Origin of the sequence: Microbaculum marinisediminis (assembly GCF_025397915.1) — a bacterium.
In the GTDB taxonomy this organism is placed as follows: domain Bacteria; phylum Pseudomonadota; class Alphaproteobacteria; order Rhizobiales; family Tepidamorphaceae; genus Microbaculum; species Microbaculum marinisediminis.
Window position 1 is genome coordinate 542,664 of the sequence record NZ_JALIDZ010000004.1, and the last position, 16,204, is coordinate 558,867.

Annotated in this window: 14 protein-coding genes and 1 tRNA gene; 1 reads left to right on the forward strand and 14 read right to left on the reverse strand. The window is 63.0% G+C overall.

What is annotated here, in order from left to right:
* Positions 1-18 precede the first annotated feature (18 nt).
* The 6 genes from MUB46_RS11450 to rplU all read right to left on the reverse strand — a co-directional run bounded on the left by MUB46_RS11450 (position 19) and on the right by rplU (position 5,062).
* Entirely contained in the window at positions 19-1,311 is a 1,293-nt protein-coding gene (locus MUB46_RS11450) for a glutamate-5-semialdehyde dehydrogenase (RefSeq protein WP_261616029.1), read from the reverse strand.
* 8 nt (positions 1,312-1,319) lie between these two features.
* A complete protein-coding gene (gene proB, locus MUB46_RS11455; protein WP_425256248.1) occupies positions 1,320-2,453 on the reverse strand; it encodes a glutamate 5-kinase in 1,134 nt (377 codons plus the stop codon).
* 61 nt (positions 2,454-2,514) lie between these two features.
* On the reverse strand, positions 2,515-3,564 hold the full coding sequence (gene obgE, locus MUB46_RS11460; protein WP_261616030.1) for a GTPase ObgE: 1,050 nt from the start codon (positions 3,562-3,564) through the stop codon (positions 2,515-2,517).
* 13 nt (positions 3,565-3,577) lie between these two features.
* Positions 3,578-4,132 (reverse strand): GNAT family N-acetyltransferase, encoded by a 555-nt coding sequence (locus MUB46_RS11465; RefSeq protein WP_261616031.1) that lies wholly within the window; start codon positions 4,130-4,132, stop codon positions 3,578-3,580.
* A 111-nt stretch (positions 4,133-4,243) separates the two neighbouring features.
* Complete coding sequence (rpmA, locus tag MUB46_RS11470) at positions 4,244-4,516, reverse strand: 50S ribosomal protein L27 (protein WP_261616032.1); 273 nt, start codon at positions 4,514-4,516, stop codon at positions 4,244-4,246.
* Positions 4,517-4,528: 12 nt separating this feature from the next.
* Positions 4,529-5,062, reverse strand: coding sequence for a 50S ribosomal protein L21 (rplU, locus tag MUB46_RS11475; RefSeq protein ID WP_261616033.1), 534 nt, complete (start codon positions 5,060-5,062; stop codon positions 4,529-4,531).
* Between the two features lie 566 nt (positions 5,063-5,628).
* On the opposite strand from rplU, the gene MUB46_RS11480 reads away from it, so the two are divergent.
* A tRNA-Ser gene (locus MUB46_RS11480) sits at positions 5,629-5,718 on the forward strand.
* Positions 5,719-5,809: 91 nt separating this feature from the next.
* Here MUB46_RS11480 and MUB46_RS11485 read toward each other — a convergent pair.
* From MUB46_RS11485 to MUB46_RS11515, 8 genes are all read right to left on the reverse strand, one after another.
* The gene (locus tag MUB46_RS11485; protein WP_261616034.1) at positions 5,810-8,410 is read right to left on the reverse strand and encodes a DEAD/DEAH box helicase; all 2,601 of its coding nucleotides are present in this window, start codon (positions 8,408-8,410) and stop codon (positions 5,810-5,812) included.
* Positions 8,411-8,414: 4 nt separating this feature from the next.
* Positions 8,415-10,229 carry a site-specific DNA-methyltransferase gene (locus MUB46_RS11490; protein ID WP_261616035.1) on the reverse strand — a complete coding sequence of 605 codons (1,815 nt, stop codon included), beginning with the start codon at positions 10,227-10,229 and terminating at the stop codon, positions 8,415-8,417.
* A gap of 81 nt (positions 10,230-10,310) precedes the next feature.
* Positions 10,311-11,429, reverse strand: a complete 1,119-nt coding sequence (locus MUB46_RS11495) for a tyrosine-type recombinase/integrase (protein ID WP_261616036.1) — start codon at positions 11,427-11,429, stop codon at positions 10,311-10,313.
* Positions 11,404-11,961, reverse strand: coding sequence for a helix-turn-helix domain-containing protein (locus tag MUB46_RS24335; protein ID WP_425256249.1), 558 nt, complete (start codon positions 11,959-11,961; stop codon positions 11,404-11,406). The genes MUB46_RS11495 and MUB46_RS24335 overlap by 26 nt, the downstream gene beginning before the upstream one ends.
* Entirely contained in the window at positions 11,913-12,119 is a 207-nt protein-coding gene (locus MUB46_RS11500) for a helix-turn-helix transcriptional regulator (RefSeq protein WP_261616037.1), read from the reverse strand. Before MUB46_RS11500 ends, MUB46_RS24335 begins: the two co-directional genes overlap by 49 nt.
* Positions 12,120-12,221: 102 nt before the next feature.
* Positions 12,222-13,268 carry a hypothetical protein gene (locus MUB46_RS11505; protein ID WP_261616038.1) on the reverse strand — a complete coding sequence of 349 codons (1,047 nt, stop codon included), beginning with the start codon at positions 13,266-13,268 and terminating at the stop codon, positions 12,222-12,224.
* A gap of 19 nt (positions 13,269-13,287) precedes the next feature.
* The gene (locus MUB46_RS11510) at positions 13,288-14,493 is read right to left on the reverse strand and encodes a tyrosine-type recombinase/integrase (protein ID WP_261616039.1); all 1,206 of its coding nucleotides are present in this window, start codon (positions 14,491-14,493) and stop codon (positions 13,288-13,290) included.
* Between the two features lie 561 nt (positions 14,494-15,054).
* Positions 15,055-15,864: a 3'-5' exonuclease gene (locus MUB46_RS11515; RefSeq protein WP_261616040.1), complete on the reverse strand. Its 810-nt coding sequence runs from the start codon at positions 15,862-15,864 to the stop codon at positions 15,055-15,057.
* Positions 15,865-16,204: the final 340 nt, after the last annotated feature.

A 16,204-nucleotide genomic window follows, 5' to 3' on the forward strand; every position in this document is an offset into this window, starting at 1 on the left:
GCTCGCGGGCCTGTGCGCTCACGGGCGGGTCTGCCCGGTGCCGCGGACCCGGTACTTGAAGCTGGTGAGCTGCTCGACGCCGACCGGCCCGCGCGCGTGCATGCGGCCGGTGGCGATGCCGATCTCCGCGCCCATGCCGAACTCGCCGCCGTCGGCGAACTGGGTCGAGGCGTTGTGCAGCAGGATCGCGGAATCGACGCGGGCGAAGAACGCGTCCGCCGCGGCCTGGTCGTCGGTGATGATCGCCTCGGTGTGGCCGGAACTATGGGCGGCGATATGCGCGATGGCCGCGTCGAGGCCGTCGACGACCCGGACGGCGATGATCGCGTCGAGGAACTCCTTGCCGAAGTCCTCGGGCTTCGCCGGGACGACGCGGGCGTCGGCGGCCTGCACGGTCTCGTCGCCGCGCACCTGGCAGCCCGCGTCGATCAGCGCGGCGACGATGGGCTTGAGGTGGGTGCCGGCCAGCGCGCGGTCGATCAGCAGCGTCTCGGCGGCGCCGCAGATGCCGGTGCGGCGCATCTTGGCGTTGATGACGACGGCTATCGCCATCTCCAGGTCGGCGGGGGCGTGGACATAGACGTGGCAGATGCCTTCCAGGTGGGCGAAGACCGGGACGCGAGCCTCCGTCTGGACGCGGCTCACCAGGCTCCTGCCGCCGCGCGGCACGATCACGTCGACATTGCCGTCGAGCCCCTTCAGCATCTCGCCGACGGCGGCGCGGTCGGTGGTCGGCACGATCTGGATCGCGTCGGCGGGCAGGCCGGCGGCCCCAAGCCCCTCGGCGAGGCAGGCCTGGATCGCGCGGGCGGAGTGGAAACTCTCGGAGCCGGGGCGCAGGATCACCGCGTTGCCGGCCTTGAGGCACAGCGCGCCGGCGTCGGCGGTGACGTTGGGGCGGCTCTCGAAGATGACGCCGATGACGCCGAGCGGGGTGCGCACGCGCTCGATGTGCAGGCCGTTGGGCCGGTCCCATTCGGCGATCACCGCGCCGACCGGATCGGCGAGGGCGGCGATGTCCTCGATGCCCTTGGCCATCGCCTCGATGCGCGCGGGATCGAGCCTGAGCCGGTCGAGGAAGGCGGCGGCCGTGCCCTTGGCCTGCGCCGCCTGCACGTCGCCGGCGTTGGCCTCCAGGATCTCGGCGGTGCGGGCGCGCAGGGCGGCCGCCATCGCGGCCAGCGCGGCGTTCTTCTGCTCCGCCGGGGCGGTGGCGAGGCCGTGCGCGGCGGCGCGGGCGCGCCTGCCGAGACCGGCCATGACGGTCGCGATGTCGTCGTCGCGGGTCAACTCGTGCACTTCGGCAGCCATCTCGTCCCTCATACCTTCTTTACCGTCAGATCGTCGCGATGGATCATCTCGGCGCGGCCAGCATAGCCCAGAATGCCGGAGATTTCCCGGCTGTTGCGGCCGAGGATCCGCTCGGCGTCGGCGCAGTCGTAGGCCGACAGGCCGCGGCCGATCTCGTTGCCGTCGCCGTCGCGGATCACCACGGCGTCGCCGCGGGCGAAGGTGCCCTCGACGCGGCGCACGCCGGCCGGCAGCAGGCTGCGGCCCGCCTTCAGCGCGGTGACCGCGCCGTCGTCGACGATCAGCGTGCCGCGCGGCTCGAGCGCGCCGGCGATCCATTTCTTGCGCGCGGCGACGGGATTGCCGTGCGGATGGAACCAGGTCGCCCGGCCGCCGGCGTCGATGGCGGCGAGCGGATGGTCGATATGGCCCGAGGCGATCGCCATGGCGGTGCCTGCGGCGGTGGCGATGCGGGCGGCCTCGATCTTGGTCTGCATGCCGCCGCGCGACAGGTCGGACCCGGCGGCACCCGCCATCGCCTCGATACGGGGCGTCACCGTCTCGACCTCGGCGATGAACTCGGCGTCCGGATCGGTCGCCGGCGGGGCGGTGTAGAGGCCGTCGACATCGGACAGCAGCACCAGGCAGTCGGCGCTCATCATGGTGGCGATGCGCGCGGCGAGGCGGTCGTTGTCGCCGTAGCGGATCTCGCTGGTGGCCACGGTGTCGTTCTCGTTGATGACCGGCACGGCCTTCAGCTTCAACAGCGTCGCCATGGTCGAGCGGGCGTTGAGATAGCGGCGCCGCTCCTCGGTGTCGCCGAGCGTGACGAGGATCTGGCCGGCCTGCAGGCCGTGGGCGCCGAGCGCCTCGGCCCAGGCGCGCGCCAGCGCGATCTGGCCGATGGCCGCGGCCGCCTGGCTTTCCTCGAGCTTCAGGCCGCCGCGTGGCATCCCCAGCACCGAACGGCCGAGCGCGATGGCGCCCGAGGAGACGATGATCATCTCAGCGCCGCCCCCGGCCAGCGTCGCCACGTCGGCGGCGAGCGCCGCCAGCCAGTCGCGCCTGAGGCCCTGCGCCGGGTCGACCAGCAGGGCGGAGCCGATCTTGACGACGATGCGCCGGTGGGAAGACAGGCGCTTCTTCAGGTCCCCGCTCTTCACGGTTCGGGCCTTGCCGGTTCGGGTTTTTACGTCCCCTGTCCTTGTGTCCCTGGACATGGCCTCAGGGCCTCCAGCCTTCGCGGCGGGTCACCTCGGCCTTCGCCTTGGCCTCGTCCTCGGCGCGCGCCTCGTCGATCACCTTGAGCATGAGGCCGAGCGCGTCGCGCGTGCCCGCGCCGGTGGCGGCGGAGACGAGCAGCACGTCGCTTCCCGAGGCCGCGGCCAGGGCGCGGCGTTTCTCTGTCAGTGTCTCCTCGTCGACGGCGTCGCATTTCGACAGCGCCAGCAGCTCGGGCTTCTCGTCGAGGCCGGCGCCGTAGGCCGACAGCTCCTCGCGGATGATCCGGTAGGCCTCGACGACATCCTCCTGCGTGGCGTCGACCAGGTGCATCAGCACGCGGCAGCGCTCGACATGGCCCAGGAACCGGTCGCCGATGCCCGCGCCCTCGTGCGCACCCTCGATGAGGCCGGGAATGTCGGCGAGCACGAACTCGCGGTCGTCGAGCCGTACCACGCCGAGATTGGGATGCAGGGTGGTGAACGGATAGTCCGCGATCTTCGGCTTGGCCGCGGTGACGCTGGCCAGGAAGGTCGACTTGCCGGCATTGGGCAGGCCGACGAGACCGGCATCGGCGATCAGCTTGAGGCGCAGCCAGATCCAGCGATCGGCTCCCGGCAGACCGGGATTGGCGCGGCGCGGTGCCTGGTTGGTCGACGACTTGAAGTGGGCGTTGCCGAAGCCGCCGTTGCCGCCGGTCTCCAGTTTCACCCGCTGGCCGACCTCGGTCAGGTCGGCGATCACGGTTTCCTGGTCCTCTTCCAGGATCTCGGTGCCGACGGGGACCTTGAGCACGACATCCTCACCGCCCTTGCCGGTGCGGTTCGCGCCCTTGCCGTGCTCGCCCTTCCTGGCCTTGAAGTGCTGCTGGTAGCGGTAGTCGATGAGCGTGTTGAGCCCGTCGACGCATTCCACCCAGACGTCGCCGCCCTTGCCGCCGTCGCCGCCGTCGGGGCCGCCGAACTCGACGTATTTCTCGCGCCGGAACGAGACGCAGCCGGCGCCGCCGTCTCCGGCCTTCACATAGACTTTCGCCTGGTCGAGGAACTTCATGGGGGAGGCTTTCTCAGGCCGTCTCGTCGGGGGCGAAGACGAACAGGGGGGCGTTGCGAACGGTCTTGCGGTCGCGGGCGGGCGCCTGGCAGACGCCGACGCCGTTGCGGCGGAAGCCGGCCTTCTCCAGCACGCGCTGGGAGGCGACGTTCTCGGGAAAGGTGTGCGCGGCGATGCGCGCGCCGGGGCGCCATTGCCGCGCGAACGCGACGACCGCCGGCACGGCTTCGCTCATCAGGCCCTGTCCCCAGGCGGGTACGCCGAGCCAGTAGCCGATCTCGACGGTGCCGTCGTCATCCGCCTCGAGCCCGATCACGCCGAGCAGGGCATCGGGCCCGTCCGCGCGGGTGATCGCGAACCAGCGGCCGGCACCCCCGCGCTCCTGCCCGAGGGCCATGGCGATGAAGGCCTCGGCCGCGCCGGCGGGATAGGGATGGGGGAGGCGGGCCGTGAGGCGCGCGACCCGCTCGTCGCCCGCCAAGCGTTCGATCGCCGGCGCGTCAGCTGCCGCGAGCGGCCGCAGCAGCAGCCGTTCGGTGCGGATCTCGGTTTCCAGCGGGGCGGTCATGACGACGATCGGGCTTCAAAAACGAAAACAGGGGAGACGGCGACCCGTCTCCCCTGGCTTCGTGACGTGCGTGCGCCGGGGTCGACGAGGACACCGGCGGGAATACGCCGGTTACTCGGCCGGGACCGGCGCCGGCGAAACGACGGACACGTACTGACGGCCACCCGTCGAGGTGCGGAACTCGACCACGCCGTCGGCGGTGGCGAAGATCGTGTGATCCTTGCCAAGACCGACACCGTTGCCGGGGTGCCACTTGGTGCCGCGCTGGCGAATGATGATGTTGCCGGCGATGACCTGCTCGCCGCCGAACTTCTTCACGCCGAGACGGCGGCCGGCTGTATCGCGACCGTTGCGGGACGAACCGCCTGCTTTCTTATGTGCCATTGGTCAGTCTCCTTATTCTTTCTCGGCCTTCGGGGCGGCCTTCTTGGCGGCGGGCTTCTTCGCCGCCGGCTTCTTGGCCTCGGCCTTCGCCTCGGACTTGGTCTCGGATTTGGCCTCCGCGGCCTTCGCCTCGGATTTCTTCTCGGCAGCCTTCTCCGCCGTCTTCTCGGCGGGCGCGGCTTCGGTCTTCTCGGCCTTGGCCTTGGCTGCCGCCTTCGGCGCCGCCGTCTTGCCGTCGGTGAGGATGTCGGTGATCTTCACCACGGTCAGGTACTGGCGGTGGCCGGCCCGGCGGCGATAGTGCTTGCGGCGCTTCTTCTTGAACACGAAGATCTTGTCGCCGCGGGTCTGCTCGACCACCTCACCGGCGACGCTGGCACCGGCCACGAGCGGCGTGCCGACGGTCGCCTTGTCGCCGTCGCCGACCATCAGCACTTCCTCGAAGGTGACGGTCGAACCGGCCTCGGCCGGCAGCTTCTCGATGGTGATCTTGTCGTTGGCGGCGACGCGATACTGCTTGCCGCCCGTCTTGATGACCGCGAACATCGGGTCTGTTCCTTCTGTCGTCTCGCGTCCTTCGGCGCCGCGCAACGGCGGACTTTCGAGGGGATCCGGCCTTTCGGCGGATCCGGGCCTCGGACAGCGCAATTGAGCGCGGCGGCGTCAGGCCCCGCGCGATCCGGGGCGGAATATACGAAGCGCGGGCGCGGAGTCAATGCAGAATCGGGGCGGAAACCGCGCAAATGCGGGGCGGGCGCGGCGAAGAAACCGGGAGCAAACAGCCGGTTAGCCGATGGCACCCGCCGCGCCCCAGGGGCACCGTACCGGCACCGTACCAGCCCCAGGGGCGATTTCGAGGAGTAGCCGGTCCGCGGCGTGCGGCTATCGCCGGTCGTCGGAACGCCCGGCTGACGCCTCCGATGCGGCGTGGCGGACGGTCGGGCAATCGGGGATTGCTCGGGAGAACAGGCGGGGATTGCCCGCGGAGACTGCCTTGGGGGATTGCTGCGGGCCCGTCTTGTCCCCATTTGCGCGGACGGTGCTTGTTCGATGCGAACGCGTCGTGTAGGAAGTGCCCGCTCGTCGGCCGCAACAGCCGACGCCCCGACCGCGGAGAGGTGCCGGAGTGGTCGAACGGGGCGGTCTCGAAAACCGTTGAGCGCGCAAGCGTTCCGAGGGTTCGAATCCCTCCCTCTCCGCCATCTATTTCTTATAAGTTATTGTTATTTATAATCTTTTTCAGAAGGCCAAACGGCGCATCCCACATTATCGCCCACATCGTCGGCGCTATGCCTAGCTACTCAGATAGGTTGGAAGCTTCGCATTCCGCTCGCTCATCAGAATAAGCGTGCACTCCACGGTCTCGCCGTCTTCCTGAATCAAATCCATCGTGCCGGCCGGGACGGTCTTGTCCCAGGCGAAATTATCGGACATGACCTTCAGCAATTCGCGCTTGTAGGCGGTATCGAGATTGTCGAGCTGATCGCCCTTCGTTTCCAGCACGGTAATCCGTGAGCCACCGCCGTCGCGTTTCACCGCGAAAATGAAATCCGGGTAGACCTTGGCCCGCTTCCAGCCCTGAAGCCCGTATTGCGTGCGGGCAACATTGCGATGCCACCATTTGAGGGTCTCTTCGGAATCGAGATAGACGGCCACGTCTTGCTCGTCCCGGTTCAGATCGGCTTCATAGACCGGACTGAACAGGCTGCGTTTTAAGGCGCCGCCGTCTTTGCCGACGATTTGCCGGCCGTTTTCGGGTTCGGTCGTTTCGACCTTGAACGGCATACGCCAGTTTCGCCCATCGAGCCGAAGTCGGAACTGGACGCGGCCGGCCGCAACCTCGTCCTTGAACTGCGTCTCGGCGCGCGCTGTCCGCTCTATGTCGAGTCCGCGCCGTAACTCTTCGACGATCAGGCTTGCGAGTTTACCGAGCTTGATTTCGTCGAATCCGCGCGTTTTCAGACGTTCAATGAGGCGACCGACGATTTCCCGGCCGACGAATGGGTTGAGAACCAGATCCGATATCATCCGCACCGCGTATGCCGGATCGAACGCAAGCGCTTCCGCATTGGCAGCCACCTCGTCCGTGGCAATGACCTCTTCGCCATCATCGGAAAGCGTAATCCGTTGGAGCTGGCTTCCCGCCGCCTGTGCATTCACTGGTATCGCGTCGGCGATTCCCTTGGGATCGAAATCGCGCCAGTCGATTTCCGACAGGATATCGGTGTCGTAATCCAGCTCGCGGACTTCCTCGCCGTCCGCCCGCATGACCTTCGGAAGATAGATTTCGGTGGAGCTGAAGTCCGGTCGACGTTCGATTGCGCGAGCCGCCTTGCCGGCCGCGCTCGTGTCTTCGGTGGTGACCTCCAAAATCAGGTCGCCGAGGCCGTCACGCTCCAGGCCGTCCTTGATTGCGTTCACAACATCCGCCGTCGCCGCGTGGTGGGTAATCACGTGGCACTCGTCCAAAGCCGGAATGCCGGTCTTGAGGGCCTCAGGCTGGCGGAGAATACGTCCGACAAGCTGCGTCATGGCCTTTTGGTTGGAGCTGGCGGCCAGAGCGCACAAGACGTAGGCGAAGGGGCAGTCCCACCCTTCCTGAAGGGCTTGCTTCGTGATGATTGCCCGAACGCGGTTCGTAGGCGAAAGCAGGTTCTGGTTTTCAGGCTGCTTCAGGTCGTTGGTTTCAGCCGTCTTGACGGCGATTTCCGCCTCGTCGAATCCGGCGGTGAGGAGCCATTCTCTCACGTCCTCCGCATGGATATACGCGCCGTCCCGCTGATCCCCGCCGGTGCGCTCCACCTGAACCAGCATGATGGGCCTTATATAGCGTCCGCTGTCGGCGCGGAGCTGGCGCGCTTCGGCATCCAGTTCGTTCAGCTTCGCGACGGCCGCGTTGAGCGTGGCCTTCCAATCCGTTCCCTGTCGCGGGTCCAGATTGAGCGGCATCTTGATCATGCCTTCCAGGTCCAGCTCGCGCCCCGTTATCTCGACGAGGACGTTCGCATAGCGCCCTTCGCGCGGGTTCTTCCCGCCGCGCGGCTGGATGTCCTGCGGGGTCGCCGTCAGCTCCAGCACGAAAGCCGGGTTGAAGCCATAGAGCGTCTTGAAGGCTAGATCGGAAATGGCGCGGTGGCCCTCGTCCAGCACTACCACCGGCCGGATCACGCGAAGCGCGTTGCCGAGCGAATCCTTCACCACCGGGAAGATGTCGTCATAGGCGGCGAGGTTGGGCGTCGCTTCGATTGCCGCCCTGTGCGCCTGCTGTTCGCCTTCCGGCGGGAAGAAGCCGTGTACGTCTCCCCGGTCCTGAAACATCTTCAGAGACTCCTGGGTCTCACGATTGGCCGATTGGAGCATCAGGAGCATGACGCACAGTTTTTCGGCGACATCGCGCGCATCGAGCGTGTCGCCCTTCTCCATAATCTGGACACGGCCCGCCGCCGCTCTGTCGAGCGCCTGCCGATAAGGGTGCTGCCGATCCTTCAGGTGCTTCAGGGTCTGGGTATAGATCGCTTCGTTCGGGACGATCCAAAGCACGAAGCCCGCATTGCGGCCCAGATAGCGGCCCATGACCTTGGACACGCCATTGACCGCGAGCCAGGTCTTGCCGCCGCCGGTCGGCACCTTCAGCACCGCATTGGGAACCGGTCGACCCACGCCATCTTCGCGTGGCGAGAACGGGATCGCCGCGCGCGAATCCGGAAGCTTGCCTTCCGCCTTCAGTCCTTCCCAGGCGTTCCTCGTAAAATCCGGGATTGCAAGACCGAGGTCAGGATCATCCTCCGCAAGTACGGCAACCTTGTCCGCGCGCGTCTTCTCCTCGCTGAGACGGTCGAGATAAGCTTCGATCGCGTTCAGCACCCTGTCCTGATAGTCGAGCTGGCGGAGCATCAAATCAGCTCCGCTCGATCCGGTAGAGCGCGAACGGCAGCGGCACGAACTCTACCGAGATATTCTGTTCCTGAAGCATCTTCTGGCTGACGAAACGCGCCGGCGCGAAAACAAGGTGCCTAGCACCGGGTTTGGCGGCTGCGAATTTTTTGGCGCGGGAAAGCGTAAGTGCCGCCTCCGGCGACTTCAACCAGTCCAGATCGGGCTGGTAGATTAACCAGAGATGTTCGCTTCCGCCTTCACCGAGATACCATTCGGTTTCGCCGATCATCGCCGGGTCCAGCGGCCGATTGGTGGCCATATGGAAGAGAGCCGCGCCGAGCGCAGCGTAGGGCGGAAGCGTCTTGCCACTTAGTATCTTGTCCAACTCGACCGGAGCACCCAGCGTGCAATAGGTGAAGGTGCCGCCAAGTCCTTCGGCCCGACCAGTCGCCGCCTTCTCGCCGGTAACGACCAATTCGCCGTCCTTCACTTCCTTCTTGATGCGGTCGTATTCGTGGCCGTGCAGGTTCTCGATGGCCTCGACGGCATCAGTGAGTTTCTCGGCGTTCCTAAGCTTCGTCCATGTCAGCCTCTCGCGCAGAAGCTCCGTCTTCTGGGTACCCTTTAATGGATAACCCGAGATAACACGTCGCACGCGCTCAGCCGTTACCTCGTCAGCATAGTCTTCCATTTCCACCAAAATAAACCGGCGATTGCCACCGTCTATTTTGTTTGCTTCAAGGACAGCATGGGCTGTTGACCCTGATCCAGAAAAGGAGTCGAGGACTATCGACTGTGGATGTGTAGCAATATCGATTACCCTACGTATTAGTTCGGTTGGCTTTGGCGTTATGAAATCGCAGTCATCCCCTAGTATCTGGAGTATCTGCTTCTTTGCGTCCTGGTTGCCTCCTACCAAGCGATAAGGCCACCATGTCCGAGCAATTACTTTGTCTCGACCGTCGGCAAGATATGCTTTTACGGTCGGAAGAGCGTCGCCATTTTTACCGAAGTATATACGTCCAGCTTCTCGTTCTGCCTTAAAAACCTCTTGAGGTAGCGACCAATGTCGCCCCGCGGCTGGCTTTACTTTCCGTCCAGACGGCAACACTACTTCGTATCGGTATTTCTCGCGTTTCTCCGCATCCTCCGTTCGGACGTCTAGAGGAAAGGTCCTCCAAGGGCCTCTCGGATCACCATCTGAATTCGAGTAACGGCTAAGCTGCTCCTCATCTTTTGGCACTAGATTCCAACCATCGGCCTCGAAGTGCGCCTTCTGTTTAGCATAGCATATAATAAAATCCGTATCCGCACTAATTACACGGCTGTTACTTTTTGGCGTGTATGTTTTCTCCCAAGAAATAACTCCAATAAAGTTTTCACCACCAAATATCTCATCGAGAATCTGCTTGAATCTATGGGCTTCTATCTGGTCGATTGTAGCCCAGAAGCTGCCGGTGTCTGTCAATAATTCATGCAAAAGTCGCAGACGCGGCCACATCATGGCGCACCACTTGTCATGCCGAAGGCCGTCTTCGATTCCAATGGGATTGGCCTCAAGCCATTCCCTGATCATCGGTGCGTTGACGTTGTCGTTGTAGCTCCAGCCCTCGTTTCCGGTGTTGTAGGGCGGGTCGATAAAGACGCAGTCCACCTTGCCGGCATAGAAGGGCAGGAGGGCTTTCAAGGCATCCAAATTGTCGCCGTGGATGACGAGATTGCCGTCGAGCGACGGCTTGCCGATTCCCTTCTCGGGGTGCATTTCGAGCGGCCGGAACGGCACGGCCAGATGATGATTGTAGACGAATTCCTTGCCCTTGAATGTCAGCTCGGTCACGTTTCGCCCCACCCGGTTCCGCTGCTTCGTAATGGCTGCATGGAATCGGAAGTCGGTGGCCGTGGCAACCGCTCTCGACCGCTAATCGATCCCCAGTTTCGCGAAAAGGCGATTCAGCTTGTCGGCTTCCACAGGAACGAGCTGTGAACCCGGCGACGTTGACTGGCCGTCAGGAGGTCGGGTGGCGAGGGAGCGGATGATTTCCGCCTGCCGTTCCGGCTGCACCTCGCCATAGCTGCGGAACGTCGTCATGACGCTCTCGTGGCCCAGGTTCTGACTCCAGGCCTTGAAGGCCTCCGCCGTGGGGCAAATCTGCTCGCCTAACCGTGCCAGGGTTTTCCTGAAGCTGTGTGGGTGGAAGTAATCGAGGCCCGCGCTCTCGAAGGCTGATTTGAAGATGCGGCGGATCGCATGTGCGTTCTTCCAGTGCTTCCGGTCCAGCCCGACGGAGGCAAAGTGCCCGTCGGCGTTGAGGCCGATCTTCGTCGCAGGGAATAGTGGATCGTCTTCGCCGAAGTGCTTCTCCCGTCGAAGCCACGCAATCCAGTCTGAGACGACGGCTTCTACATCCTCGCCGACAGGGAAGAACCAGGACGTGAATGTCTTGGCGTTCTTCGTACGAACCTCACGTGCATCCTGAAACACGCTCCGCCTTTCAAGGTCGACGTGTTTGAGCGACAGAGATGCAATGGCGTCGTCGCGTGCGCCAGTCAGAAGCGTGAACGCGATCAGCGCGCGGTCGCGGTGCTGGATCTCGGTAGCGGACGACATGGTGTCGAGCACAAGCTTGACTTGCTCGACGGTCGGTACCGGCCGTTGCCGCGTCGCGGTGGCGACCCGGCTGTCATTGGCGGAGGGGTTGAAGTAGTCGGCATCGGCGTAGGCGAGACAAGACCGATATCCCGGCTGTCCGGCGAGCCACAGGAAGAAGGCTCTCAGCGCCATGAGCCGCGAATAAACAGTCGCCTTGGCAAGCGGCTTTCCGGTGGCCGGGTTCATCTGCTGTGCCAGGTCGCGCTTGAACTTCCGCGCCTGTTCGATGTGGAAATTCCGAAAATCGCGCCAGCCGGTCGACGCCTCGAAGACTGCAATGGCAGCCGCGACCTGGTCGACGCTCGACGGTTTCATCCGCTTTGCTTCTTCCAGATAGGCGAAGTAACGGCGTTTGATCCGCTCATTGCGAGGGTGGTGCTTTCGCATGGTCGTTTGCTCGGTTGTCGATGTGATCAATTGGGCAGGGGATTGGCATATCGCCTATGGGTTCCGTCCCTTGCGCAATTGACAGGTCGAGTTTGCGGCGGAGAGCGGCCAAAGCAGCCACCGCCACCCGGCGATGCATGAGAGTGCCGCACTCGGGGCAGATCCCGCGCAGGTTCCCGCTGGAGGCTGACAAGGGGATATATTCGGCCATGCCGGCGGCCGGCGATCTCGGTGCACGGCACTTGACGCAATAGCATTCGTGCGGCGCGCACTTCTGCTTAGGCCCGGACCTGCTGGTGTGAAAGTCGACGATATCGCTGCCGAGGATCAGGTAGGGTCTCTGGTCCCGAAGCACGGGCAGCCCGGCTTTGATCCATCTACGTACCGTGCCGCGACTGACACCCATTGCGCGGGCGGCTTCGGCGATATCGTAACTCCGGTGGATTCGTATCCCTCGAAGTCCAGCGCGGTGGCGGCCCATCGTCAGGCAACGCCGCGCTCGATCAGTGCGCGAATGTCCTCGACCCGCCATGCGGTAATGCGAGGGCCAAGCTTCACCGGTTGCGGATAGCGGCCGTCCTTGATGCCGGCCCACCAGGTCGACTTCGAGACCGGGATCGGGCCGCGCGGGGCGAGGATGGAAGTCAGCCGGACGAAGCCGGTGTCGGGAAGTTCGGAGAAATGCGACATGGGACGAGTCCATCTTGTTGATGACGGTCACGTCCTACGGGGTTCGTTTCACTCGTTGGCCGAATTCGGTTTCGGCCTAGCCGAATTCGGCTACGGAATCGGCTATTCGGTTTCGGGCGGGAGTAGCTGCGCAGCTTCCCTCAGATACTTACGGATCGTGTCAGGATCGAGCGGCACGCCGTTCCGCTCCAGGTCGCCGGCAATCTCTGAGGTGGCCTCGTTTCGAGTCGCCGAGGGATTGTAGCGATAGCCTGCAACCGCCATTCCGACAATTAGCTTCAGGAGGCTTTCGCGCTCTCGGGTTCCGAGGCTGGTGTTCCTGGCAGCCTCCAGCTCAGCAAGCACCTGATCTCTCGCCGCGATGGCTTCGCGAGCATATTCCATCGCCTGCTCGGTTCGGCGCTCTGCTTCCGCCACTTGCTGATCAGACAGTTGTGCGCGCTGGTCCACCAGCGCGTTTGCCTTTTCGGCATGCGCCGAAGCCCATTCGACGGTTTCGTTCAGCTTCTTCGTGCAATCGTCCAGGGCTTTCTTGGCCCAGTCGTAATGGGACTTCCAGTCGGAAACCTGTAGCCCCAATTCCTCAATCGCCGCCTCCAGCTCTCTCGGCACATCGATCCGGTTTCGCTTGGCCCACGCGATCAGCATGCCGGGAATATTTGCTTTTCCGAGCTGTTTTGCGACGACCGCTCGTCGGATCAATTCACGAAGGCTGCTGTATTTTCTAGCGAACGGGGAAATTCGCTCGTACGGCTGAACGTTTGCCCATTTGACCGTGGCGGGATTGCGCTCCAGAAGCAGGGCAGTCGCCTCTTCCTCGCTCCAATAGGCGGCCTTGGCCCAATAGTCATAGGTGCTACGGGCAGCTTTCGCAGGTGGTGAGTTGAAGTACCTCTCGCCTTCTTCCTTTTCGGCCCGCTTCAATGTTGCCTTCAGGGATTCCGCCTTCGCGGCGTCGTAGAGAGCCTTTATCTCGTTCTTTGACTTTGTTCGTAGCTCGTCAGCATATGCCCGCCGCTTTTCATCCGACTGATCGTAGACTTCGGATTGATCGTAGTCGCGTGGGCGCCTCAGTGTTTCCGAGTTGCGAACCGGATACTTGTGAAAGACGAGATATGCGATGGGGTCGGGTGGGGGAACCTTTATCATGAGCGATGAGAATAGCAGCTCACCCGATTCGCAGTGGAACTATATTGGACGTCTCCGAACTTAAAAAAGCTTCCCAGGTCGCCATTAGCTCTCGCCGCTTTTCCAACAGGTCGCCGCGACGGTAGGCGGCTTCGGCCTTGTTTTTCACGGTATGCGCGAGCGCCATTTCGCAGACTTCACGCGGGAAGTTGGTTCGCTCCGCCGACCAATCACTGAATGCGGAGCGGAAGCCGTGCGCGGTAACCGGAAGGTTCATCCGCCTCAGCACCATTAGGAAGGCCATGTTGGAAAGCGGCTTGTCGGATGAACGGCCCGCGAAGACGAAGCGACTGTCGCCGGATAGTTCCTGCGCCCGCTTCAGGACCGTTACCGCCCGCGCTGACAGCGGTACGCGGTGCTCGCGCTTGGCCTTCATGCGAGCGGCTGGAACCGTCCAGAGCGCGCCTTCAATATCAAACTCTGTCCACTCGGCTTTTAGGACCTCACTGGTGCGCGCCGCCGTGAGAATGAGAAACTCGAAGGCGAGCCGATTGATTTCGGATGTCCCGCCCTCTCTCAACCTGCTGACGAATTCCGGCACGTCGGCATAGGGCATCGCCGCATGGTGAGACTTCCGGTCCGGTTGGCGCGGCAAGCCCTTGGAGACGCCTTCCACAGGGTTGCCCTCGGACCGGAAACCGGCCGCCTTCGCCCAATCCAGAACCGTCCCAATGCGCTGGCGCACACGTCGAGCTGTTTCAGGTTTCGTCAGCCATATCGGTGAAAGGACACGCAGTACTTCGGGCGTGTCGATGTGATCCACCCGACGGTCGCCGATATAGGGAAAGGCATAGTCGCGGAGCGTATTGATCCATTGATCGGCGTGCTTTGAATTCCTCCACGCGCTCTTGTGGTCCGCATGCACAATCACGGCGGCTTCGGCGAAGGTAGGCACGACGGTCCGCACTTTGCGCTTCTCCGCGAGCGGGTCGCCGCCATCCCGTGCCAGCTTGCGGAGCTGCACCGCCTGTTCGCGGGCCTCAGAGAGGGACACAAGCTGTAGCCCGCCCAAACCGATATCCCGTCGCCTGCCATGCACGACTGTGCGGAGCACCCACCGCTTCGCGCCGGACGGGGCAACGACCAGATACAACCCGTTGCCGTCTGCATACCGGCCGGGCTGCGTTGTCGCTCTGATCCGGGCGGGATTGAGCGCCTTTTCGGGGTGGCGGCCTTTCGGCTTCATATTCGGCATCCCTCATTCAAGCCCACAATTTATGTGGGATGCCGCTGGATTTCAATGGACGGTACTGGATAGAGGGTTTGGAAAATTCTCTATATTTCCGCGTATTATAGAGCTTGATCAGCCGGTCCTGGATGCTAGATTGGCGGACTCCCTCTCCGCCAGTACCCCAGGTCCGAATATACTCTGTGCCGTCTAGGCGGAGGCAAATAAGCCGGGCGGGCCGTGTCTTTCGATGCGCATCTGTTGACCTTCGGCAGGCTTAAAACGCAGGCGGCTTTCTCCAATCGGCTTGTTTTCTCTAAACCTGATGACTTCGCTTGAGAAGTACGCTTCTGGATGGCCCCTGAGTTTACAGCGCTTTTGCCGGCGCAGTGGATTCGCAAGTTCGAAACCCTGGCGCTTGTCAGTGGCTATCCACTTCAGCCTCTGCTTTTTGGTTGGAGTAGAGTTAGGCGTCCAAAGTGGGCGAGTAGCGGACATTCGCTGAAGCTCAAACGTTCGGGAGCTTCGCGCTTAATTTCGGACATTAGGCTGAAACCACTCCGCCGCAGCAGCTCCTCGTCAGGACGCGAAAGTTGGACACATACTGCCTTGACTGAGGTCAGCTAGATATTCAGAGGCTGGAGCCGTCCCGGTGATCAGCAGGCGTTCGCGTGCACGCGTACAAGCGACGTAGAGCAGCCGTCGCTCCGTCTCGTAGATGTCGTCCAGCTCTGCTTCGTCTGCAGCGTCGGCAACACGGCTATCCCAGGGCAGCACGCCTTCGTCACAGGCCATCACGACGACAGCGCGGAACTCGAGCCCCTTGGCAAGATGCATATTGGCCACCGTTATCAGCGCGCCATCTGTCAGCGAGGCGATTGCCGCACTTGCACGAGGCACAAGTTCGGGCAGCCGGACGAAGATGCCGATTTCGCTTGGTTTGATTCCATCTTCCAGCGCTTCTTTCACAAAGCCGCTCACGGCTTCCGTTTCGGCTTGCGTGTCAGGGAGAACCCTGACGATCGGCTGAGGCCCCTCGAAAACGGAAATCGTACCCGCCCGTTCGTCTTCGAGACCATCAACGTCCCGCAGGAGGACTGGCAAGAGGCTGTCGGCAGATCGCCGTATCTGCTGTGAGGTTCTGTAGCAGACCTTGAGCGTAAAGGATCGACCCCGAACGTCTACGCCCAACGATTTCCAACTATAGGGATGCTGGAAAATCCGCTGCCCTAGATCGCCGGCAAAGAAGAGCGCATTCTCTTCTGTGCTGCTTATGGCAGCGAAAAAGCGCAACTCTGCGGGGCCTAAATCCTGGGCCTCGTCGAGGAGGATGTGATCGAACGGTTTACTGTCCTTCTCCGTCAGGCGCGCAGCGAGCTGGGTGAACACGTCTGCCCATGTGAGGTAATGGGCGGCGGTGAGGTCTGTTCGAACCCGCTCAAAGAGCGGCCAAAGGCGTCCACGCTGCTTCGGTCCGAGTCTGCTCTTCCTGCCCATTCGAGCGATGGTGACGTATTCCTCGCAGGAGGCGATGCCCCACGCATCGATGACATTGGTCCATTCGGAGATCAGGAAACGCTCGGAAAAGCCTGTGACGCCGCACTCTTTGGCGGCGGCTGAGACATGCTCGCGGACTGGTCTGCTCCCCGGAAAGTGGCCATTGGTCTAAGTTAGAGTTCGGCTCCAAAACTGGAGCTGAGAATGCCGAGAAAGCGCTATTCCCCTGAAG